The 21,748-nt window shown below is 54.9% G+C and carries 15 protein-coding genes; 8 read left to right on the plus strand and 7 right to left on the minus strand.

Annotation, left to right across the window (positions count from 1 at the left end):
- Positions 1-150 precede the first annotated feature (150 nt).
- Genes GYMC10_RS01130 through GYMC10_RS01140 form a run of 3 tightly spaced genes read left to right on the plus strand, consistent with a single transcriptional unit; the run spans position 151 to position 4,180 of the window.
- Complete coding sequence (locus GYMC10_RS01130; protein WP_009593631.1) at positions 151-1,032, plus strand: carbohydrate ABC transporter permease; 882 nt, start codon at positions 151-153, stop codon at positions 1,030-1,032.
- Between the two features lie 12 nt (positions 1,033-1,044).
- Positions 1,045-1,872 (plus strand): carbohydrate ABC transporter permease, encoded by an 828-nt coding sequence (locus GYMC10_RS01135; RefSeq protein WP_012818444.1) that lies wholly within the window; start codon positions 1,045-1,047, stop codon positions 1,870-1,872.
- A 52-nt stretch (positions 1,873-1,924) separates the two neighbouring features.
- On the plus strand, positions 1,925-4,180 hold the full coding sequence (locus GYMC10_RS01140; RefSeq protein WP_012818445.1) for an FAD-dependent oxidoreductase: 2,256 nt from the start codon (positions 1,925-1,927) through the stop codon (positions 4,178-4,180).
- A 167-nt stretch (positions 4,181-4,347) separates the two neighbouring features.
- Here GYMC10_RS01140 and GYMC10_RS01145 read toward each other — a convergent pair whose 3' ends face one another.
- Positions 4,348-5,232 carry a LysR family transcriptional regulator gene (locus tag GYMC10_RS01145; protein ID WP_012818446.1) on the minus strand — a complete coding sequence of 295 codons (885 nt, stop codon included), beginning with the start codon at positions 5,230-5,232 and terminating at the stop codon, positions 4,348-4,350.
- 109 nt (positions 5,233-5,341) lie between these two features.
- Between GYMC10_RS01145 and aroC the strand changes: the two genes are divergently transcribed.
- Positions 5,342-6,400, plus strand: a complete 1,059-nt coding sequence (gene aroC / locus GYMC10_RS01150) for a chorismate synthase (RefSeq protein ID WP_012818447.1) — start codon at positions 5,342-5,344, stop codon at positions 6,398-6,400.
- Positions 6,401-6,509: 109 nt separating this feature from the next.
- On the opposite strand, the gene GYMC10_RS01155 is transcribed toward aroC, so the two are convergent.
- The 3 genes from GYMC10_RS01155 to GYMC10_RS01165 form a co-directional block, all read right to left on the minus strand.
- A complete protein-coding gene (locus tag GYMC10_RS01155) occupies positions 6,510-7,634 on the minus strand; it encodes an NADH:flavin oxidoreductase (protein WP_012818448.1) in 1,125 nt (374 codons plus the stop codon).
- Positions 7,635-7,750: 116 nt separating this feature from the next.
- Positions 7,751-8,062 carry an ArsR/SmtB family transcription factor gene (locus GYMC10_RS31685; RefSeq protein WP_009590170.1) on the minus strand — a complete coding sequence of 104 codons (312 nt, stop codon included), beginning with the start codon at positions 8,060-8,062 and terminating at the stop codon, positions 7,751-7,753.
- 168 nt (positions 8,063-8,230) lie between these two features.
- Positions 8,231-8,449 (minus strand): DNA-binding protein, encoded by a 219-nt coding sequence (locus GYMC10_RS01165; protein WP_012818449.1) that lies wholly within the window; start codon positions 8,447-8,449, stop codon positions 8,231-8,233.
- Between the two features lie 317 nt (positions 8,450-8,766).
- Here GYMC10_RS01165 and GYMC10_RS01170 point away from each other — a divergent pair, with 317 nt between their 5' ends.
- The gene (locus tag GYMC10_RS01170; protein WP_012818450.1) at positions 8,767-9,801 is read left to right on the plus strand and encodes an ABC transporter substrate-binding protein; all 1,035 of its coding nucleotides are present in this window, start codon (positions 8,767-8,769) and stop codon (positions 9,799-9,801) included.
- The gene (fhuB, locus tag GYMC10_RS01175) at positions 9,798-11,903 is read left to right on the plus strand and encodes a Fe(3+)-hydroxamate ABC transporter permease FhuB (protein ID WP_012818451.1); all 2,106 of its coding nucleotides are present in this window, start codon (positions 9,798-9,800) and stop codon (positions 11,901-11,903) included. The genes GYMC10_RS01170 and fhuB overlap by 4 nt, the downstream gene beginning before the upstream one ends.
- 167 nt (positions 11,904-12,070) lie before the next feature.
- Here fhuB and GYMC10_RS01180 read toward each other — a convergent pair whose 3' ends face one another.
- Positions 12,071-13,003 (minus strand): ArsR/SmtB family transcription factor, encoded by a 933-nt coding sequence (locus GYMC10_RS01180; protein ID WP_012818452.1) that lies wholly within the window; start codon positions 13,001-13,003, stop codon positions 12,071-12,073.
- A gap of 147 nt (positions 13,004-13,150) precedes the next feature.
- Here GYMC10_RS01180 and GYMC10_RS01185 point away from each other — a divergent pair, with 147 nt between their 5' ends.
- Positions 13,151-15,934 (plus strand): glycoside hydrolase family 2 protein, encoded by a 2,784-nt coding sequence (locus GYMC10_RS01185; protein ID WP_012818453.1) that lies wholly within the window; start codon positions 13,151-13,153, stop codon positions 15,932-15,934.
- Positions 15,935-16,091: 157 nt separating this feature from the next.
- Here GYMC10_RS01185 and GYMC10_RS01190 read toward each other — a convergent pair whose 3' ends face one another.
- A complete protein-coding gene (locus GYMC10_RS01190; RefSeq protein WP_012818454.1) occupies positions 16,092-18,794 on the minus strand; it encodes an S-layer homology domain-containing protein in 2,703 nt (900 codons plus the stop codon).
- 211 nt (positions 18,795-19,005) lie between these two features.
- Positions 19,006-19,668: a M50 family metallopeptidase gene (locus GYMC10_RS01195; protein ID WP_009590185.1), complete on the minus strand. Its 663-nt coding sequence runs from the start codon at positions 19,666-19,668 to the stop codon at positions 19,006-19,008.
- 139 nt (positions 19,669-19,807) lie between these two features.
- Here GYMC10_RS01195 and GYMC10_RS01200 point away from each other — a divergent pair, with 139 nt between their 5' ends.
- Positions 19,808-21,709, plus strand: coding sequence for a TerB N-terminal domain-containing protein (locus GYMC10_RS01200; protein ID WP_012818455.1), 1,902 nt, complete (start codon positions 19,808-19,810; stop codon positions 21,707-21,709).
- Positions 21,710-21,748: the final 39 nt, after the last annotated feature.

The raw sequence follows: 21,748 nt of genomic DNA on the forward strand, positions 1-21,748 counted from the left end.
CGGCCATAGAACAAATCTACGGAGACGCTGAAATTCACGACCCTGCAATTGCATACTTCTGTAGCATAAATTCGAAGGTTTTGTTCCTTAACCCTGCTTGGTCCCGACTGCTATGCTTGAAATGAAAAAGACCAAGAGGAGTGGGGCTATGTGAAAACATCCTGGATGAAACGGCAACAGTATCTCGGCTATCTGTTTATAGGGCCAAACATGGTCGGCGTGATGCTGTTTTTTATTGTGCCAGCCTTGTATTCGTTCTATCTCATGTTTACGGACTACAAATTTATGAGCTCGGACACGAAGTTCGTGGGTCTGGCCAACATTCAAAAAATGCTGGGCGACGAGGTCTTCTACATTTCGATCAAAAATACGCTGTTCTTTCTGTTATCCGTTCCTATATCGATCGGACTGGCTTTCATCGTCGCCGTGGTACTGAACCGCTCGGTGTATTTAAAAAAGCTGCTCCGCGCCTTATATTTCATGCCTTACATCACCAGCGGCGTCGCCGTGGCTTTCGTATGGATGCTGCTGTTCCATCCGAATAACGGCCCGATCAACGGAATCCTCAAGTCGTTCGGGATAACCAATCCCCCGGGATGGCTGTCAACCATGGATTCCTCCATGTATGCCATCGACATCATCTGGATCTGGTTCATGCTCGGTTATAACATGATCATCTACCTGGCTGCGCTGCAGGAGGTCTCAACGGAGCTGCTGGAGGCTGCCAAAATCGACGGGGCCCGCGCCTGGCAAACGGTTCGCAGCATCCTGTGGCCGCTCGTCAGCCCCACGACCTTCCTGCTGCTAATTACCGGACTCATTATGACCATCAAGCAGTTCGGGATCATTCAAGCCATTACGCAAGGGGGCCCGGGCAACAGCACCACCGTGTTATCCCTGTTCATATACCAGAATGCCTTCCGCTACTACGAAATGGGTTATGCATCCGCGATCTCCTGGGCGCTGTTCTTGATCATCATGATCTTCACCGTCATTCAATGGATCGGCCAGAAGCGCTGGGTTCACTATTAAGGAGGAAGGACAATGACCAAAGCCTTATACACCAAAATAATCGTCACGTTCATTATGCTGTTCTTCAGCGTGGTTATGATCGTCCCTTTCCTCTGGATGATCAGCACCTCGTTCAAGATGCCAGCGGAAGTATTCCAGTACCCGATTAAGTGGATTCCCGCCCAATTCATGTGGGATCATCATGTGAAAGTGTGGACCGGAGCGAACAGCTTTGGCCACTACTACCTCAACTCGCTTAAAGTCGCCTTGATCAGCACCGTCGGAGCGGTATTGCTGTCCGCTTTAGCCGCTTACGGTTTTGCCCGGATCGAGTTCAAGGGACGGAATGCCATGTTCATGATCTATTTGTCGATGATGATGGTCCCTCCTCAGGTCTTGTTTGTGCCGAAGTTCATCATGTTCGACTGGGTCGGCATTTACAACACGCATTGGGCTCTGATATTGCCGGGCGTATTCACGATATTCGGGGTGTTCATGATGCGGCAGTTCTTCCTCTCCGTACCGCATGAAATTTCGGAAGCTGCCTTTATCGACGGAGCCGGACATTTCCGCATTTTTTCCCGGATCATTCTGCCGATGGCGAAGCCTTCGCTGGCCACGCTGGCGATTATCGATTTCTCCTGGCACTGGAACGACTATGAGAATGCCTTGGTGTTTTTGATCGATCAGGATCTGTACACCGTTCCGCTGGGACTGCAAAATTTCATTCTGGAAAATACGGTGGATTATAACGGCATGATGGCGGCGGCAACCGCAGGTATCATTCCGATGATTCTCGTGTTCCTGATCGGTCAGAAATATATCATTCAGGGCGTGGCGAGCTCGGCTGTTAAAGGATAGCCCACAATCCATGTCCACAGATGACCTGTACGAAAATGAAAGGAGAAGGAGCATGAGAAACGAAACGGAAGTAAGCGACATAACGGTGATTGGCGGCGGTTTGGCAGGGGTCTGCGCGGCGGTGGCGGCCGCCAGGCTCGGACAAAAGGTAGCGCTCGTGCAGAACCGCCCGGTTCTGGGCGGCAACTCCAGCAGCGAGGTGCGCGTATGGGTATGCGGCGCGACGGCTCACGGGATCAACCGCTATGCCCGGGAAACCGGCATTATGGGCGAGATGTTCGTGGAGAACCAGTACCGGAATCCGGACGGCAACCCGTATCTATGGGATTTGATCGTGCTGGAGACCGTGCGGGCCGAGCCCAACATCACCCTGTTCTTGAATACGGACGTGCATGAGGTAGAAGCGGACGGAGATTCTGACGCGCGGCAGATCCGTTCGGTTACCGGTTGGATGATGGGCTCGGAGCGGCGCATCCGGTTTGAGAGTCCCGTGTTCCTGGATTGCACAGGGGACGGGCTGGTCGGATTCCTGGCGGGAGCAAAATACCGGCTCGGGCGGGAAGCACGCAGCGAATACGAGGAGGAATGGGCGCCGGAGACGGCGGACGATGTGACACTCGGCAGCACGCTGCTGTTCTACACGAAGGATGCCGGACACCCGGTAAAATTCGTGCCGCCTGCCTTCGCCAAGGATATTACGCAGACGCCGATCCCGATCAAACGGGTCATCCGCAGCGGCGACTCGGGCTGCCATTACTGGTGGATCGAATGGGGCGGCGAGCTCGACACCGTGCATGACAATGAGCGGATCCGCGATGAGCTGTGGTCAGTCATATATGGCATATGGGACTATATCAAAAATTCCGGCAAATTCGATGCCGCCAATATGACGCTGGAGTGGGTCGGCGCCCAGCCGGGCAAGCGGGAATACCGCCGGTTTGTCGGCGACTATGTGCTTACGCAAAACGATATTATGGCCCAAGAGCCGTTCGAGGACCGGGTGGCCTTCGGCGGCTGGTCGATCGATCTGCATCCACCGCAGGGCATGTACGCCGAAGAGAGCGGCTCGAAGCATATGCATGCGGACGGGAATTACCATATACCGTTCCGCAGCCTGTACTCGGCGAACGTGGCCAACCTGTTGTTCGCCGGGCGCAACATCAGCGCCACCCACGTGGCCTTCGGCACCACGCGGGTGATGGCGACCTGCGCCGTCCTGGGCGAAGCGGCCGGCACGGCTGCGGCGCTGTGCATCCAGCACGGCCTCTCCCCGCGCGAGCTGTCCCGCAGCCGGAGCGGGGAGCTTCAGCAGACGCTGCTGAAGCAGGATGCCTCCGTGCTCGGGGTTGCAAACCACGATCCGCTGGATCTGGCCCGAAGCGCCAAGGTCAGCGCATCGTCCCACCTGTCCAGGATCGCGATCGAGGAGGCGGAGGCGCCTTATCCGCTGGAGCGGGACATCGCCGTGCTGATGCCGGCCGATCCGGGGCTGGCGGGCGAGGTGGCATGGCTGGTGGATGCGGAGCAGGAGACCGACATGACGGTGGAGGTTTGGAGCACGGGACGTCCGGAGAATTACGTGCCGGCCGCGTTAGAATTTCGCACCTCCGTCCGGATCATGCCGGGGCAGGGGCAATGGGTTCCCGTCCAGCTGGATTGGCAGCCGGCGGAGCCGCAGAACGCCTTTATCATCGTGCGCGAAAATCCGGATCTGACGCTGTATTTGTCGTCCAAGCCGATGAGCGGGCTGCTTGCCTTCGAACGGGGGACGCCAGCCCGCGTCTCCAAGGAGCTGGAAGACCATGATGACAGCCAGCCGGTGGTGGAGTGGAGCATGAAGGGGCTGGTCCGCAAGCTGTTTTGCCTGCGGTCGGCGATCGGTTCAAGGGCGTATCAACCGGAGCATGTCATTGATGGATACAAGCGTCCTTACGGCGGTCCGCATATGTGGGTATCGGAGCGAATCGCAGACGGGGAGACGCCTTGGTTGAAGCTGGAGTGGAAGGAAGTGCAGTCGGTCCGCGAGATTCACCTGATCTTCAACGATGATGTCAACGAGGATCTGATCAATCTGCATCATCATCGTACGCCGTTCGACATCATCCCTGAGCTGGTCCGTGCCTACAGACTAGAAGCGCTGGATTCGGAAGGGAAGTGGATCACCCTTGCCTCGGAGGCGTTGAACCGCCGCCGGAGAACTGTCCACCGTTTGGAGGAGCCCGTTCCATGCGCGGCGCTTCGATTGGTGGTGGAGCGCACGAACGGCTCTGATTATGCCGAGGTTATTGAAGTGAGGGCTTACGGTTAGTTTTTCAAAGCTAAACAGCTGCTTGTGTGTATTCAACAGGTGCCAGCCTGGACAGGATTTGATGAGAAGCAAGCTTTTATCTGCTAAACCGTTAGTCAATACAAACGAAACAAAGGCAGCCGTTCATCCGGCTGCCTTGTTCAGTTGGGAATGTCGGCGGAAGATCGTCAGTTGTGCTGCAGCATCTCCAAAAATGCCCCTGCCGCCAGCGAAGGCGACTGGTGCTTCCGAACGGCGACGCCGATATATCGATCCGGTAACGGAGTATCTGTTCGAAGCTCCAGCAAGGAACCGTCCGCTATGCGGGACGAGACAAAGGCCCGTGGCAAGAAGGCTGTTCCATAACCGCGCTCGGCAAATTCCGCTAACATGTCCAGGCTGTTCAACTCGAAGTCGGCTTCCGCTTCCACCCCTTGCGATCGGAACCACCCTTCGATGAAGGACCGCGTCGAGCTGCCAGGGGATAGCAACAAGAGGGGAAGCTCCGTCAATTCTTCCGTCCGTAGAGGCCTGCGAGCCCAATCTGCGAAGGCCGTTCCAACCACGGCGCAATAAGGCGAAGTACGGGAGTCGATGATATGGATTTCCTCGTCCGATACGGGAAGGTGAACAAAGCCGAGATCCAACGAGCCTTTCTTTAAGCGCTCCACGATGCTGCTGGTTCGCTCCTGTGACAGCTGGATGCGGATGTCGGGATAGCGGGCATGGAATCGGTCGAGCAAGGAGAGGAGAAAGTCCTTAACGATAGCCCCGTTCGCGCCGATCCTCAGCCTGCCTTCGCCGAACTGCTTCAGCTTCTTCAAGCGGCGCTCGGCTGAATCGAGTTCGTCGAAGGCTTGCCGGACATGCTGATACAGGGCTTGGCCTTCTTGCGTCAGGCGGACGCCCTTGGATAATCGGTCGAACAGGCCCACGCCGAGCGCTTCTTCCAGCTGTTTGATGGCATAACTCACAGAAGGCTGCGTCATATGGAGGTTTTGAGCGGCTTTCGTTAAATTGGACGTCTCGGCGGCATGCAGAAACACCCGATACCATTCGGTGTTGGCGATCATTTGTCATCAATCCTCTCTATGGCATCTCTACGATATTATGATTTCATTTATTTCAACTATACCCTTAAACTAAATGAAAAGGAATCGAAAGTATTCGGGAGGTATGGACATGGCAGGAAGTACGTTTGGAGAACGATTGAAAATGACTTCGTTCGGGGAATCGCACGGAGAAGCAGTCGGCGTCATTTTGGAGGGCGTCACGCCTGGCGTTGAGCTGGATGAGGCCTACATCCAGATTCAGATGGATCGCAGAAGGCCGGGGCAATCCTCCGTTACGACTCCCCGCAAGGAATACGATAAGATCCGCATTGTATCCGGGCTATTCGAGGGGAAAACCACGGGCACGCCACTGTGCATCATGCTGAACAACACCGACATGCGCCCGTCGGCATACGACACCATCAAATCGGCCTATCGGCCCGGGCACGCGGATTTCACTTATGAGAAAAAATACGGGATACGCGACTATCGAGGAAGCGGAAGAGCTTCGGGAAGGGAGACGGCTGCGCGAGTGGCTGCCGGTGCCGTGGCGCGCAAGCTTCTGGAACGTCGGGGGGTCTCGATCCTGGCCTATACGACTGAGATCGGCGGCATCCGGTGCGAGCAATTCGACGTCGATGCCATCGAACGCAATGCTGTACGGGCATGTGATCCTGAAGCGGCCGTTCGCATGATCGAGAGGATAGAACGACTGGCCGAAGAGGGCGACAGCTGCGGGGGAATCGTCGAATGCCGTATCAGCGGAATCGCTGCGGGATTGGGAGAACCCGTATTCGACAAGCTTGACGCTGAGCTGGCGAAGGCGATGTTGTCCGTGGGAGCGATTAAGGGCATCGAATTCGGGACGGGCTTCCAAGCCGCCTCCATGCGGGGAAGCGAACATAACGACCAGATGGACGCGGAGGGGTTTCGGACGAACCATGCCGGCGGGATCATCGGCGGTATCAGCACCGGGGCGGACATCGTGTTCCGAGTCGTCGTCAAGCCGACTTCCTCCATTTCGATTCCCCAACGGACAGTCGATGTGGAGGGTAATGAACGGGAGATAACGACGATCGGCAGGCACGATCCATGCATCTGCCCCCGTGTCGTACCCGTGATCGAAGCGATGGCTTGCATGGTCATCGAGGATCATTACAAACGTCAAGCCGCTTTGCATGACGAATAGCAATGAACAGCATACGGCAAAAAAACCGGAAGCAATCTGCTTCCGGTTTTGTATTTGAAGATCTAATGCGGCGCTCAGGCCCCAAGGGGGCTGGGGATCTGAAATCGCATTAAACCAGCGTTTGCAAGGATTCCGGCGTGAATGGGGCAAGCTCGTCGAAACGCCCGTCTCGAACCTTGGCAGCCCACTCTGGATCCGCCAGCAGAGCACGGCCGACGGCAACCAGGTCAAATTCATTTTCCTCAAGACGATTCAGCAGCTCTTCGAGATCTCTTTGGCCGGCACCCTTACCTTGGGTGAAGAGGCTGGTGAATACTTCATCGAGACCGACGGAACCGACGGTGATGACTGTTTTTCCAGTCAGCTTCTTGGCCCATCCGGCAAAGTTCAGGTCAGAGCCTTCAAATTCAGGCTCCCAGAAGCGGCGGGTCGAGCAGTGGAATATATCGACACCGGCGTCAGACAGCGCGGTTAACAACTGCCCCAGCTTCTCAGGCGTATCCGCCAGCTTGGCTTCATATTGGTTCGTCTTCCATTGGGATAGGCGGATGGCGACAGGGAAGTCAGGACCCACCGCTTGACGGACTGCCTTGACCACTTCGATCGCAAAGCGGGCGCGCTTCAGCATGTCGCCTCCGTATTCATCGGTACGCCGGTTCGTTCTTTCCCAGAGGAATTGGTCGATCAGGTAACCGTGGGCACCATGGATTTCTACGCCGTCAAAGCCAAGGCGTTTTGCATTCGCGGCGGCATCGGCATAAGCTTGAACGACCTGCTCGATTTCATCCTTGGTCATCGGTTTCGTGACCACGTTGCCGTCCAGGTCAAGTCCGGATGGTCCGATCGGAAGTGCCTCCGGATTTGGCTCGGCACCTAGCGGTCTTGTCATGCCGATGTGCCATATTTGCGGCATGATTTTACCGCCGGCTTCATGGACCTGACGGACCACCTCGGCCCAGCCGTTCAATGCGGCCTCTCCATGGAAATTAGGCACATTGGGGTTATCGGTGGCCGCCGGGTGGTTAATCAGCGTTCCTTCGGTAATGATCAATCCGACGCCGTTCTCCGCACGCCGACGGTAGTAAGCGGCCACATCCGGGCCCGGAACGCCATTCGGGGAGAAGCCTCGGGTCATGGGAGCCATCACCACGCGGGAAGGCAGGGTAAGGTTGCCGATGGTATAGGGCACGAATAGGGATGCAGCAGATCGGACACTTTGATTTTGGTTGCTCATGTATGGAATCCTCCAATATGTTTAATATGCTTTTCTGTATTTTCATAAAAATAGATATATATGATAAAAAGAAAGAGCTTTTAAGCTTAATCTTCAGGTTGATTTGCTTTTTAAGCCTAAAGCTCTTCCTTGAGTTGTTCGATAAAACGCTTAATGCCCTCCTCATTACGTCTGTAATATGTCCACTGGCCCGCTCGATGGGATTCCAGGAGACCAGCCTTTTGCAATTTGACGAGGTAGCCAGAAACGACCGACTGAGCGAGTCCTGTTTTTTCTGAAATGGAGCCCACGCAGATACCGCCATGAAAATCACATTTGGAAGGCATGTGATCCTGCGGATCAAAATGTTCTTCCGGGTGCTTCAGCCACTCCAGGATTTTGAACCGAGACTCGTTTGATAGTGCTTTGATGGTTTGTAAGGTATCCATAAGCTCATTATATCTATTTTTATAGAAATGTAAATATGTTTTTTATGAATGTTCTGCCTTCGGTAAGATTTGACGTATTGGAGCAAACATAAACGTGATGGATCCCTGAACCTTTTTGCGGCTTGGGGATCCATCCTATGTAGGTACCTTATGTATTCACTCTTTTTTTTATTCTTTGAAGGCCAGACCCTTCTCGGCCAAAGCGGCGCGCAATACTCCGATCGCCTTTGGACCAACTCCGTGAAGCGCAAGCAGCTCTTTCTCCGTCGCCCGGGTAAGATCGGCAAGCCGATGATAGCCGGCAACGATCAGGGCTCGCCGTGCCGGATTGCCGGCTTTAACGGGAAAGTCGCTCTCGGCCGCAGTTGCAGGGGGGTTGTCACGCATGGAAATCCCTCACTTTTTCGGTTATTTGTCAAAAGAGCCATGGACTTCCGTGGATGAGTCGATGGCTGAGATTAAGCGTGCATAAAACAATCAGTAAGATTATGTTACATAACGACTTGGCTGTAAAGAGTTAATCCGATCTTCATGTCGAAAAGTACACGATTCATGAAGGGTTCAGATAATCTTCATAAATCTATTGACATTATCAATGAGAATGATTATCATTGTGCTGAGTATTGATAATGATAATTGTTCTCAATAATTATTATTAATAAACAATATCTACAATACATAGAGGGTATAGGGGGAGAAATTCAATGCGGAGTATGAAGGGTCTGGTATTTATTGTATTGATATTTGCTGTGGTTTTAGCCGGTTGCGGCGGGGGTGCGGCATCCAATGAAGGAAGCGGCTCCACGGCAGCGCAGAATTCGGATCAGGGGGCCGCACAAGGCGGGGATAAAACCGAGGCCGCGCCGGAGACCCGAACCATCAAGCACGCGATGGGCGAAACGAAAATTACGGGCGTTCCGAAGCGCGTGGTGGCGCTGGAATGGCTTTATGCAGAAGATGTTCTTGCGCTGGGTGTTCAGCCTGTCGGCATTGCAGACATCGAAGGGATGAAACAGTGGGTGAACATTCCGGTAGAGATCGGTTCGGACGTAACCGATGTCGGCACTCGCCAAGAGCCGAATTTGGAGCTTATCGCTTCGTTGAAGCCGGACCTGATCATCGGTTTGAAGTCCAATCTTGAAGCCGGTTTTGAAACTTACAACAGCATTGCGCCAACATTGGTGTTTGATCCTTATCCGGCTGAGGGACAAGGGGATCAGTACGAAGAAATGATCAATACCTTTAATACGATTGCTGACGTGCTTGATAAAAAAAACGAAGCCGCAAACGTGCTTAGCAATTTGGATCAAACCTATGCCGATGCCAAAGCCAAGCTTGAAGCTGCGGGAATGACGGAAAAACCGTTTGCGCTGGCGATGGGGTACAGCAACCAGAATGCGGCGGTATTCCGAATATCGACGGATAATTCCCTGGCCGTAAAAATTCTTGAGCACATCGGGCTGACCAACGCCCATAAGCCAGGTCAATTTGAAGTCTACGGATTCACCACTGCGGACGTCGAGGCGCTGCCGGCTCTTCAGGACGCGAATTTCCTGCATATTATCCAGGACAGTGATAACATCATCGAGAATCAATTGAAGGACAATCCGGTTTGGAAAGGCCTGAACTTTGTTAAAGAAGACCGCGTGTATGCACTTGGCGGTGACATGTGGCCTTACGGCGGCCCGTTGTCTGCCCAGACCATGGCTCAAAAGACAGCTGACCTGCTCACGCAATGAGTTTCGGCGAGAAACCGGCTCAAGGCTCCACGCCGGTGAGCATCCATCCGGCCCCGCCTGTTGCCTCAGGTAGGGGCTGGAAGCCGTTATGGATACTGGCTGGAGGCCTTGCGGCACTGCTATTTCTTACGTTTATCAGCTTAACGCAAGGGCTTGCGGATATATCGGTCAAAACGGTTGTGCAGGCGCTGGTGTCTCCGCAGGATATTGCAGATCACCATCTGATCCGCAGCGTGCGCCTTCCGCGAACGGTCATGGGCCTGCTGGCGGGCGCGGCCTTGGCGGTGTCCGGCGTGCTCATGCAAACCGTAACGCGCAATCCGCTTGCCTCGGAAACGACGCTTGGCGTGAATGCGGGCGCTTATTTGGCTGTCGTGGCCGGGATGATCTTCTGGCCGGGATTGCTGCACCAATATGCTCTTCCATTGGCAGTGGCAGGCGGAACGCTGGCGGCTGTAGCCGTCTATGCGCTGGCTGGCAGGACACAGGGCTCTCCCTTGCGGATTGCATTGTCCGGCATGATCGTTACCCTGGTCCTATCGTCCGTCACGAGTGCGCTGCTGCTGTTGAATCAGCAGACAACACAGGGGATTTTACTGTGGGGTTCGGGCTCGCTGATCCAGAACGATTGGGATGGCGTAGCTTTTTCATGGCCATGGATCATTGGCGGGTTAGTCGTGTTATGCATGGCGGTACGCCAATGGGATATCCTCACGCTCAATGAGGAATCGGCGCGCTCCCTCGGCCAAAAAGTCGGCACCACCCGCTTGCTTGCCATGGGGGCAGCTATCGTGCTGGCCTGCGTGACCGTGAGCGTTGTCGGTCCGATCGGTTTTATCGGGTTGATTGCTCCCCATTTGGTCCGCTTGTCCGGCGTAGTCCGGCATGCAGGGTTGATTCCGCTGGCCGCGTTATGGGGCTCTGCTCTGCTTGTCGGGGCCGACACGGTGGCCAGGATGTTCGTGAACGCCTACGGGGAGCTTCCGGTCGGAGCCATTACGGCCATGCTCGGTGCCCCTTGCCTGATCTGGCTTGCGCTTCGGGTATCCCGCTCGTTGATCGGGGGACGCGGAGCTTCAGGGGGATCAATGATGGCCGGCACAAGCCTGCGCCGGATTCCGTATCCGGTCCTGGTTGCGCTGCTCAGCGTGCTGCTGGTTTTCGTCTGGGTGTTCAGCCTGGTGAGCGGCAGCTTGCGCATCCCCTTTACGGAAGTGGTGGCCGTGCTTACCGGAGGCGGCGAGGCGATGTATCGCCAGATTCTGCTGGACTTCCGCCTGCCAAGGCTGCTCACGGCCGGCCTATCCGGCATAGCGCTGGCCGTCAGCGGAAGCCTGCTGCAGAATGCGGTCCGCAACCCGCTGGGAGATCCCCAGGTGATCGGGGTAACCAGCGGGGCCGGAGCCGGGGCGCTGCTGCTGATGGTAGGCTTCCCGCAATTGTCGGCCGGCTGGGTACCGGTCGGAGCGGTTCTTGGAGGGATGGCCGCGGCCGCTTTAGTATACGCGGTATCCTGGAGGAGAGGGCTTCATCCGACGATTCTTACGCTGGTCGGCATCGCCGTCGCCGCGCTTGGTTCGGCCATCATCAATTTGATGATTGTCCATGCGAAGGTCGACGTTGCGCCCGCTTTATCCTGGATGGCGGGGAGTACCTATAACCGGGGCTGGACGGAGGTGCAGCGGATTGTTCCGGCGATCCTCATCCTGCTGCCTTTGGCGGCATGGCTCGGACGGAAGGTGGATCTGCTGACGTTTAACGAAGAAAGCTCCACCGGACTTGGACTGAATGTGCGGAATACCCGGATGTATGTCGCCATCATTGCAGTGCTGCTGGCTTCCATCGCTGCCGCGAACGTCGGCTCGGTCGGCTTTATCGGGCTGCTTGCGCCGCATGCCGCCAGAATGCTGGTCGGTGCCCGTCACCGGCAATCGATGGTGATTGCGGCGCTGCTCGGCGGAATTCTGCTGGCTGGGGCAGACTGGATCGGCAGGGTGGTCATCATTCCGAAGGAGCTGCCTTCGGGTATCGTTACCGCGTTCCTGGGAGCACCGTATCTGTTATATTTAATGGGGAAATCCAATAAACTGAAGAAGAAATAAACCGTTAGGATTGTAATAGCGAAAAAGGCTATTCCATCGTCGCCAAGGGGTGACATGGAATAGCCTTTTTGCGCAACGAGGGCTGGAGGACCGGACCATAATCATGGGATCAGTAGCGCTGTGAAGCCAACCTGACGTCCGTGCCAGGCGTCGTGGCGTTTCAGCATTTAGGCTTCCGTGTACCGCACAAACGACAGGATGATATCCTGCGGATGATCACCGAAGCCCGAACCGTATAGATTCAGTCCGTTTGGATATTCCGCGTCTTTTTTCACCTCAAAGCGGACGCGGATCGGCCGGTTAAAGGCAAGGTCCAGCGAATCGATGGTCGTGGTACTGGACGCATGGCCGTCGACCTGGCTGCCTTGTTTGGTTACGCGCCATTCCGTCAGCATGCCGTACTCGCTGCCGCTCCTCCATTTATCCGGGGTGAGCTTCCCTTTGCGGTCGCCAAAATCACCGGGGCTTCTCCAAGTGCCTACCGAAAGATCGTTGATGCTGACGGTGATGTCGGACGGCCATTCCTGCTGGAAGGAAGGCGCCTCGGAGCTTAGTTCCGCGCGGATGCGCAGCTCATCGAGGGCCGCACCGGGCGGCATGGGGTTCGCAAAATAATATTCGATGTATCCCGCCCCCGAGAACCAGAGGAGCGCAGCCTCCGTTCGTTCCGGCATGTAAAAGGCGCGCGGATCGTCAGGCGATCCGATCAGCGAGCCGTCCCGAGCCGCCATGCCGCACGTAGGCTCGATGCAGCAGTGGGAAAACATGCCGATCGGCATGTGGATTTCTTCCGTGCGCTGCAGCCCTTCTCCCGGCTTCGAGGGCAGCTCGAGAAGAATGGAGCGGCAGGTGACGGCGCAGATTTTTTCCCGATTCGCACCTTGCGAAGAGACGATCAGCTCCGCTTGCTCCAGCATTTGGACATTAATGGACACCGTAGGCTGGGCAATCCCCAGCGCCTCCGCCAACTGACCGACGCTCATCGGTTTATCGCCGAGCGCTTCAAGGATGCGGACCCGGACATCGCTGGATAGGGCTTTGGCGACTTCCACGATCCGGGATGCCGGATAACGGTTGGTTTCCAGCTTCGATTCGTTCATAATTCCCTTCCTTTTCTGAAGCGTTATAGTGACTCCAAGTGTACAATAAATTTGTTATATTGTAAAAATATAATGTACATTGCAATAATTATATATAGGTGCTAGAATAGGGGCAAATTCAGAACAAGGAAAGGTTGTGTTCGCTTCATGAAGATTCCTGTGGCAGCGCCCATCCGTACGGACATTCCACGTCCCGAGTATCCGAGACCGGATTTTGAACGAAAAGAATGGCTGAATTTGAACGGGCCGTGGTCGTTCACGCTCGAGACCGGCGGCGCTTTGGAGCAAGGCGGCGTGGGTTCGAAACAGTTACAAGCGAAACAGTTGCAAGGGGGAGACGCCGGTCTTTTTGATTCGGAGATCACGGTGCCGTTCTCGTGGGTCAGTCCCTTATCCGGCATTGCACGAGACGAGAAGGGAGTCGGCTGGTATCGCCGATCCGTGAATTGGGAGCCGGCCGAGAAGCAATCGCGGATCTTCCTGCGATTCGGTGCCGTGGATTATTTGTGCGACGTATGGGTCAACGGCAAGCATGTCGGCTCGCATCAAGGCGGATACGGAACCTTCGAGTTTGAGGTAACAGCCGTTTGGAATACGGAACAAGACAATATTCTCGTGGTTCGTGCAGAGGATTACGACCATAACTACCAAGCCCGCGGGAAACAGGGGTACGGCGAGATCAGAGGGATTTGGCAGCCGGTTTGGCTGGAGGCCAGGCCGCAAACCTACTTGGAGCAAGCAACTTTTACGACTTCTATGGACGGCCGCATCGAATTGAAGTCCAAAATCCAGGCGCAGGAAGCAGGCACCGTGACACTTGGGCTCTTGTTCGCTGGGGGCTCGATCACCCATCAGGCGGAGTGGGAGCTGCAAGAAGGCGCGAATGAACGGATAACGGTGTTCCAGGTCGACGATCCGCAGCTTTGGAGTCCCGAAAACCCGCATTTATACGAGGGGGAGCTGCGCCTGGCGGGTTCGGCCGGCGAGGATGTCGTTCATACTTATTTTGGGATACGCGAGATCGGGACGGCGAAGTTCGACGGCCGGGATTACCGCTGGATTACGTTGAACGGGAAGCCGGTATATTTAAACGGAACGCTGGACCAGTCTTACCATCAGACGGGATTCTTCACTTACCCGACGGATACGGAGATGCGGGACGAGATTTACCTGATGAAACGGCTCGGGCTGAACTTCGTGCGGATTCATATTAAGCCGGAGGAGCCCCGCAAGCTGTATTGGGCGGATAAACTCGGGATTCTGGTGATGGAGGATATGCCGTGCTTCTGGGGCAACCCGGACGAGACGGCGCGTTCCGCCTATGAGCGCGAGGCGCTGGAAGTGATTGAACGGGACCGGAATCATCCGTCGATTTTTTCGTGGGTTATGTTTAACGAAACTTGGGGACTTCGCACGGATAGCGAGGCTGCCGGCCTTACAGGCGGCGAAGGACAGCAACATTATTATCTCCCGGAGACGCAGGAGTGGGTGCGGGAGAAGTACCGCTGGGCCAAGAGTGTTGACCCTACCCGGATCGTGGAGGACAATTCGCCATGCAATTATGATCATGTGGAGACAGATATCAACACTTGGCATTTTTATATCAACGGTTATGAACCGCTGCGTAATCATATCGAGGAAATTGTACAGAAGACGTATCCGGGATCGGAGCATAACTACATCGGCGGCAACCAGCAAGGCGATGCTCCGCTCATGAACAGCGAATGCGGAAATGTGTGGGGAATCGACGGGGGAGCCGGGGACAGCGACCTCGCGTGGCATTACCGTTACATGCTGAACGAATTCCGGCGTCATGATAAGCTGTGCGGTTTCGTATTTACGGAGTTCCGCGACGTGACAAACGAATTCAACGGCTATTATCGGCTGGATGGGACGGACAAAAAATTCGGGTACGAGGATTTTGTGCCGGGCATGACGATCGCCGACCTGCACACGCCGGACTTCATCGTGATTGACGCACCGCCTTGCCAGACGCTGGACCAAGGGGCTGAGAAGACCATACCGCTGCTGCGTTCCAGTTATTCGGATCAATATCACGGGCAGAAGCTGACCGTTGCCTGGGAATTATCCTATGACCGGCTTGGCACGAAGGTCGTGGCGGATCAAGGAACCCTGGAAGTGGCATGGGACGGCTACGGCGTGGCGCCGCTGACCGAACTGCAGCTTCGCATGCCGGAGACCGATGCGGTTGCGATCCTCGGTGTTCGTCTCCTGAATGCAGGAGGCGTCGTCGTAACGCGTAACTTTACGACGTTTGATGTGCGTGGTGCAGAGGAACAAGGGAACGATGGAGCGGATGTCACTACCTTAAGCATTCCCGTCAACTCGTTCCGTGAGCAAAGCTTTGCCTACATGTGGGAGGCGCTTCTAGGCTCCAAAGTAAACGGCGGCGGTGAAGGGCGGTTCGTCTATGACGTGCAGCTGCCGGACCGTGAGGAACAGCCGCTGATCCGCGATATCGACATTGTTTTCGAGGCAGGCGCAAAGCGCTTATTGGCAAGAAATATCGAGGGCGCGCGGCATCGCGCTCACGGAATCGACTTTATGCACGGGGCGTCGGCGGACGTGGAATATAATCCAAGCACCTATTATATGACGGATGAAGAGCTGCATGAATCCCGTGTATCGGTGTGGGTGGACGATGTCAAAATCGGCGAGGCCGTGCTCGCGGATGACCCTGCCGACAGCCGGGGCGTGCTGTCGTGGCACTATCAGCCGGTTCATAGCCTTCTGGAAGAGGCCGGTTCGTACGGCTATCTGTGCCAGGTGCAGGTGCCGGGCAGACTCGCGGCAGAGCTGGACCGCAAGCGGAGCTTCCGTCTGGAGCTGCGCACCGAGGAGGGCGGCATCAGTTTGTATGGTCGGAATGCAGGCCGTTATCCGATCGATTTGCTTGTGCGGTGCCGGTGATATAAGAAAGGTTGATGAATGGCAGCCTTGAGTTTAGTGGTGAGGAATATGGGAGGCTATCAAATGCGACCGGCCCATGGACCGACCCAGGGAACAGCAAAGGAGCATCGTTGTAGCGTACGCTACAACGATGCTCCTCTTTTTAGTACACTCCTACTTACGGAGTCGGCTGCCAGGTTTCAGACGGCGTAAACCCGTCAGCAACATGGTCCTGATCGAACTCCAGGATGGTGATGTATTGACCGATGATGTTGTGATTTTCATCGTATAGACTTAGGTACACGACTTTATCGTTGACTATTTTTTCATTATCATAGTCGGATTGGTGGTAGTATCCCCCGGTGAGCTGTACCTCTCCCGAACCGGATGGAATCGGGCGCAAGCTGCTCATTTGGTAAGCTTGGTACCCGTACGGCTGCAAATTGCCCTTCAATTCGTCTACGCTCAATCCCGAAGGGAGCGAGGAGGTCGGCATGTACATCTCATACGACCCTTCCACGAAGAATTTGGCTGTCGGAAACTCGGCGCGAAGCTTGGACATGTCCGCGTAGACGAGATAACCGTACTTAAACGGCGTGGTGAAGTTTCCTCCGCTCAAGAAGAAATCGATCAATTCCTGCTTGGTAACGGCAGAAGCCCGCAATCCGATGTCGTTGGTCAGCACCGGCGCCGTCATGAAATCGTATTGATAATCGCCGGAGTCTACAACCGCACCGTCGCGAAGAATCTCTACCTTCCAGGTACCTGCGGTATCCTTAGCAAATTTGCCGTCCGGCAAGTTGCAGCTGTTATATTGGCAGGTCAGGAACGGCGTGGAAGCGTTCGGCTCATATAAGAGAACTGTATATAGCTCCCCAAGCTTGATTCCGCCTACATTGCCTTTAATAAGGTTGTAATACATCTTTTCCCCTACCAGGACTCCGTTGTTGCTGTGCGTTCCCTTGTGGGAACCAATCTTTAGGCCCTCTTGGATCGTTCTTGGGTATTGAATGAAAATTTCGTAGACCTTCTTGCCGATTCCGTCTCCGCTCGTGACGGTCAAGCGAACCCGTACATCCTTCATGCCTTTGATCTCCAGGTTGAATGCAGGATTCTCGTCGGTGATCGTCCCGGAAGCCAAGGTATTCGATCCATCCTCCCAGACGATATAGTCTACCTTGTTATAAGTCGCTTTCGTGACTGTTACCGTAGCCGGTACGGGTTGCGTCATACTGCGGTCCGTCACGATGCTGTATTCGAACGTGTCCGGACTAAAGCCGGTGACTCCCGTAGTGTACTCGTTCGCATCCAATTGGTTCATGGTGAAGCCGGATACGGTGAGATCCACCAGGCGGGCGTCTCTACACTGGTCTGCCGTTCCTGTGCAAGGAACGGGTTCTCCGCCGTTTCCGCCACCGTTGCCTGGTCCCGGATTGCTCCCACTATTGCCGCCGTCGTTTCCGCCGGAGCCGCCATCCACCACACTGCCGCCATTGTTGCTGCTGTTGTTGCCGCTGTTATTGCCGCTGCCCGTCGTGCTGCCGCTTGCGGGCGGTGCTGTTATTGTGTTTGCCGCATCGCCGGCAACCGCGCCAGGGCGCTTCTGGAATGTAGAGCCGGCGGCATCCGCGTTAACCGTTGCATTGGCGATGGTGCCTTGACCAAGCAGTTTGGCAACGGCGTTCAGAACGAGATCCATGACCGAAGCATTGGCATTGACGTTGATCTCCGTATTTTTTGCTCCTTCTTCCACGTTCAACTGCTTAACGGACCCGCTAGGGATGCTGACTTTGATGTCCGATGAAAGCACGCGAACATCCTCGAATTGGCCGACAAGCTGAACCTCGGAGCCTTGAGGCATGTTCTTCGCGATTTCCACATTGGCGAATCCGCTGTCGGTCACGTTGGATTCCTCAAGCTTGACCGGAGAATGGACAACCACATGCTGAATCGCGGATTCTCCGACGACCACGACACGCACGGTGCCGGTTTGCTTGTCAACAGATACGCGTACCAATACAGAGTCCTCGAAGTGGACCGAGTTGGCTCCCCCGCCTTGAATGGTCGTGGTACCTTTGACGTTTACTTTTTTGAAGAAGGCATCACCCTCTCCGACGGCCTCGGTCAGCGTAAGATTCCCTTCGATCACCACATTTTGAAGGGTAACGCCCGGCGCGGCTACGATGACATTCCCTTTGATCGTTTCGACGCCGGCAGTCGGTCCGTAAGTTCCAGCCTTATCGTATGTAATATCCGTCGGAACCTTGTACTCCAGTGATTTATCGAGCAGGGTAACGGCCTCCGCGCGAGTAAGTTTGCCCTGCGGATTAAAGTTCCCTTTGGCGCTGCCGGTGATAACGGCTTTCTCAGCCAAGGCGGAAACCGCCGGTTTACTCCACTTGGAAATGGAGGAGTCGTCCTTAAAATCGGTTGCAGACACGGTTTCGGCGGAGACAAGCTCCGTCAATTTGGCCACCATGACGGCGGCCTCTTCGCGGGTAACCGTATGGTCTGGGCGAACCGTATTGTCGTTATATCCATCGATGTAGCCTGCTTTCACGGCTCTGGCGATTTGGTCATAAGCCCAATGAGAAGTTTCCAAGTCCTTAAACGAGATGCTGCTTGGTTCGGATACTTCAAAAGAACGGTTGATCAGCGTTACCAATTCAGCCCGCGTTACAGGACGATCGGGGTTAAATTTCCCGTTGTAGCCCTGAAGCAGACCCTGATCGGACCAGCTGCGCAGCCGGGTCTCCGCCCAATGTCCTTGAAGATCGTCCGCATCCGGTTGTGCGGCCCATGCCGTCGTCATGATGGACAGCGAGAAGATGAGCATGATCATGACAAAGACGGGTTTCTTTAGTGCTTTCGTGATGTGCATTCTAGTAGCCTCCTGGTAAGATTTTATATGAATATAGTTCTTAAAACCCTCTACAATCATTGCTAAATACCTAATATGAGATTAAAATACTAGGACTATGTTATTATATTTTGGAATATTGATAGAGTCAAAGAAAATATTGGAACGAAAAAAAGACCATTTCCATCATGGAATGGTCTTTTATATTAAATTTAAAGCAATCTACGTTTCGTTACCGCTTCTTCCAGAACAGCTGCAGCGCCACCTTGGCACACCATAGGGAGAACAGCAGGAACAGCAGCGCCCAGGCGAACGCCGGGAGCACGGTCATGTTGGCCAGGTTGGACGCGTCGCCCGCTTGCTTGGGCTGGGTCAGCGCCATGGTCAAGAGGGTCAGCGGACCGACCACGGATTCTTCCAGCACGAGAAAGGCGAGCAGCAGATAATAGAAATTGCGGACCTTATCGCCGAGGAAATAGAAGATCAGATTTACGATCATAAATATGATAAGCCACCATAATCCGTAACCGGCGCGAACGAAGAAGATGATCATGATGAGGGCTAGCACGGTAATGGTGATCAGGCCGGTAGCCTGTTTTTTCTTGGCATAGCCGTAGAACATCAGAATGGCGAACAGGGATGCCGACGTATAGCCTGCAAGCGAGACTACGATCGGACTCCACCCGCCGGAAGCCAGCATGGAATAGGTGACGCCGCTATGATCGGGATTCAGCTCGATGCTGAGCACCCGGCCCGACATGAGAAGGGTCATGGCGGCATGCCCCAGCTCATGGATCATCGTATCCAGAATACGGAACCAGGAAGAGAAGGGGATCAGCCTCGTCAGAAAAGCCGCGCCGGCCAGAAATAACAATGCTTTCAGCCATTTATTCATTCGAAGGTCCTTTCAGCATAAAGTCATTCGCTAGACTATCATTCCGTCCATTATAATACAGATGAGAAACATGTGAAAACACAGGTGGCTCCTATAGGTTAAATGGTATAATTGAAGTTGTGACGGAGGTTCATGTTCGATGAAAAACGATAAGCCTAACAACGACAATCACATAAATTCGATAAGACATACTACGCACGTGACCGACCAAGGGATTCGTTTTGCCGAATTCGAGCTGGCCGGTGATGAACAGGATATTCCACTGCTTGACAAGCGGCCGGATGACCAGGAACAGGAGATCGTTAATCCTAACGCGCAAGCGAAGAATTCCCTGATTGTGAAGCCGCAGCACCCCCTGGACATGAATTGGGGCGAGGACTTCCGCTATGTGACCAAGGAACAGCAATTCGTGCAGAAGGCGAGGGAACTCGCATGGCATGTGGAGGGCGAGACCCCTTTCGTAGCCTTCAAAAGCTATTGGCCGACCTACGACCAGATGGCCAGCGACCAGTTCAAATGGTATTTTTACTGGCGGGAGGAAGTCAGGTCCGGGCGGTACCCGGATACGGACCTTTCCTATCTTTTTGTCTATTTTTACGAGCTGATCCATGGCGTGGGCTGGAGCGATCCCCTGCAGGGCTATGCATTGATGGAGCAAGCGTGGACGGCCTACCGCAAGCGTTATGCCAAGCTGGATACGTATCTGCGGGAGTGGTTATATGATTTTATGATCGTGCATGGCCTGGATATGCCGATCCGGGAGACGTACCAGCGTTTTCCGCGCGTCTTATCCGCTGAGCTGAAGGAGAAGGAATGGAAGCGCCGGTTCTCCCTCCAGCCGGTGGAGCTGTCGTGGGAGCTGCTGCTCGATTTGCTGGATTATGACGTGGAGAAGAGCCGTTTTTACCAGGAGAAGGGCCGCAAGGACCTGGAACGGTACGCCCCGAAGGTGATTGCGCTCGTGGACAGTTATTGGGCCAAAATGAAAGGGCAGCGTCTTATCGACCGCTTTCAGCCGCGGCCCCGGCAGGTGAAACGGCATTTATTCCGCAGCGCGGTGTACGATCACGGGTTATACGGCCGAACCGTCGTGCTGACGGTGGTGTCCTTAAGCGAGCACGCTCCTTTGCGCTCCTATATAACCGGGCTGGTCCGCTTGACCGAGAATAAGCTGCGGGAATTGAGGGGCTTCAAGGGACGGCTGCGCGGAGCGGAAGCGGTAGAACCCGAAGTGGAAGAGATCATCACCCGTTATCTGAAAAAAGAGATTCAGGAGCAGATGGAGGCCGAGCGCAAGCAGAGCCTGCCTGAGGTTCAGATCGATACAGGGAAGCTGCGCCGCTTGCAGCGGGAATCGGACCAGGTCCGCGACATGCTGCTTACGGAGGAAGCCGGGCAGCAGGAGGTTGAAGCGGAGAACAGCCGACCTGCAGCGGAAATTGTAACGGATGCGGGAGCCTTTTCGGGCTATGGGGGACCTGCAGCAACTAACAGGAGAACGGGTGCGTCTTCAAAGGGGCATTCCTCTCCAAAATCCGCGGCGAAGAACCCGGAAGTGTTCCAGGCCGTGATGGATTTTGATGCGGTTATTTATGAAGAGATGCCAGTTCCGGAGACAGACCGGAATCAAGCTAAGGAGCAAGAAACGCTCTTTGAGACCGTGAAGGAAGAAAGGGCAATCGCTGCAGCGGAGGATGAAGGAACAGCACTGGCTGCACCCGAGAGTAAGGAACCATCCGTCCCGGCGGCTGGTAAATCATCTGAGGGTGCGGTGGTTTGGAATACGGACGGACTGGATGAGGAATGGCAGGAGCTCGGAGAGCGTCTTAAGCTTATACACTTGGAGGTTCTGCACGCCCTCAAGTCCGGACCGAACCGAACACAGCTGCAGCGGATTGCGGAGCAGGCCGGCTCCATGCCGGCGCTGCTGCTTGATGAGATCAACGAGGCCGCGATGGATACCGTCGGCGATCTGCTGATCGATGGGGAGTCCATTGCGGATGATTATATAGATATGCTGGAAACATTGAAGTCCGTATAACCGGACGGATTGACATCGATTGGACTCGTTATGACTGTA

The sequence above is a fragment of the Paenibacillus sp. Y412MC10 genome (assembly GCF_000024685.1).
GTDB classification, from domain to species: Bacteria; Bacillota; Bacilli; order Paenibacillales; family Paenibacillaceae; genus Paenibacillus_AQ; species Paenibacillus_AQ lautus_A.

Bases quoted from the DNA above. Each gene is read 5' to 3' on its own strand.
- GYMC10_RS31685 (WP_009590170.1), bottom strand. From the start codon at position 8,062: ATGGATACCTTACAAACCATCAAAGCACTATCAAACGAGTCTCGGTTC.
- GYMC10_RS01190 (WP_012818454.1), bottom strand. From the start codon at position 18,794: ATGCACATCACGAAAGCACTAAAGAAACCCGTCTTTGTCATGATCATG.
- GYMC10_RS01180 (WP_012818452.1), bottom strand. From the start codon at position 13,003: ATGAACGAATCGAAGCTGGAAACCAACCGTTATCCGGCATCCCGGATC.
- GYMC10_RS01145 (WP_012818446.1), bottom strand. From the start codon at position 5,232: ATGATCGCCAACACCGAATGGTATCGGGTGTTTCTGCATGCCGCCGAG.
- aroC (WP_012818447.1), top strand. From the start codon at position 5,342: ATGGCAGGAAGTACGTTTGGAGAACGATTGAAAATGACTTCGTTCGGG.
- GYMC10_RS01170 (WP_012818450.1), top strand. From the start codon at position 8,767: ATGCGGAGTATGAAGGGTCTGGTATTTATTGTATTGATATTTGCTGTG.
- GYMC10_RS01165 (WP_012818449.1), bottom strand. From the start codon at position 8,449: ATGCGTGACAACCCCCCTGCAACTGCGGCCGAGAGCGACTTTCCCGTT.
- GYMC10_RS01155 (WP_012818448.1), bottom strand. From the start codon at position 7,634: ATGAGCAACCAAAATCAAAGTGTCCGATCTGCTGCATCCCTATTCGTG.
- GYMC10_RS01185 (WP_012818453.1), top strand. From the start codon at position 13,151: ATGAAGATTCCTGTGGCAGCGCCCATCCGTACGGACATTCCACGTCCC.
- GYMC10_RS01200 (WP_012818455.1), top strand. From the start codon at position 19,808: ATGAAAAACGATAAGCCTAACAACGACAATCACATAAATTCGATAAGA.
- GYMC10_RS01135 (WP_012818444.1), top strand. From the start codon at position 1,045: ATGACCAAAGCCTTATACACCAAAATAATCGTCACGTTCATTATGCTG.
- fhuB (WP_012818451.1), top strand. From the start codon at position 9,798: ATGAGTTTCGGCGAGAAACCGGCTCAAGGCTCCACGCCGGTGAGCATC.
- GYMC10_RS01195 (WP_009590185.1), bottom strand. From the start codon at position 19,668: ATGAATAAATGGCTGAAAGCATTGTTATTTCTGGCCGGCGCGGCTTTT.
- GYMC10_RS01140 (WP_012818445.1), top strand. From the start codon at position 1,925: ATGAGAAACGAAACGGAAGTAAGCGACATAACGGTGATTGGCGGCGGT.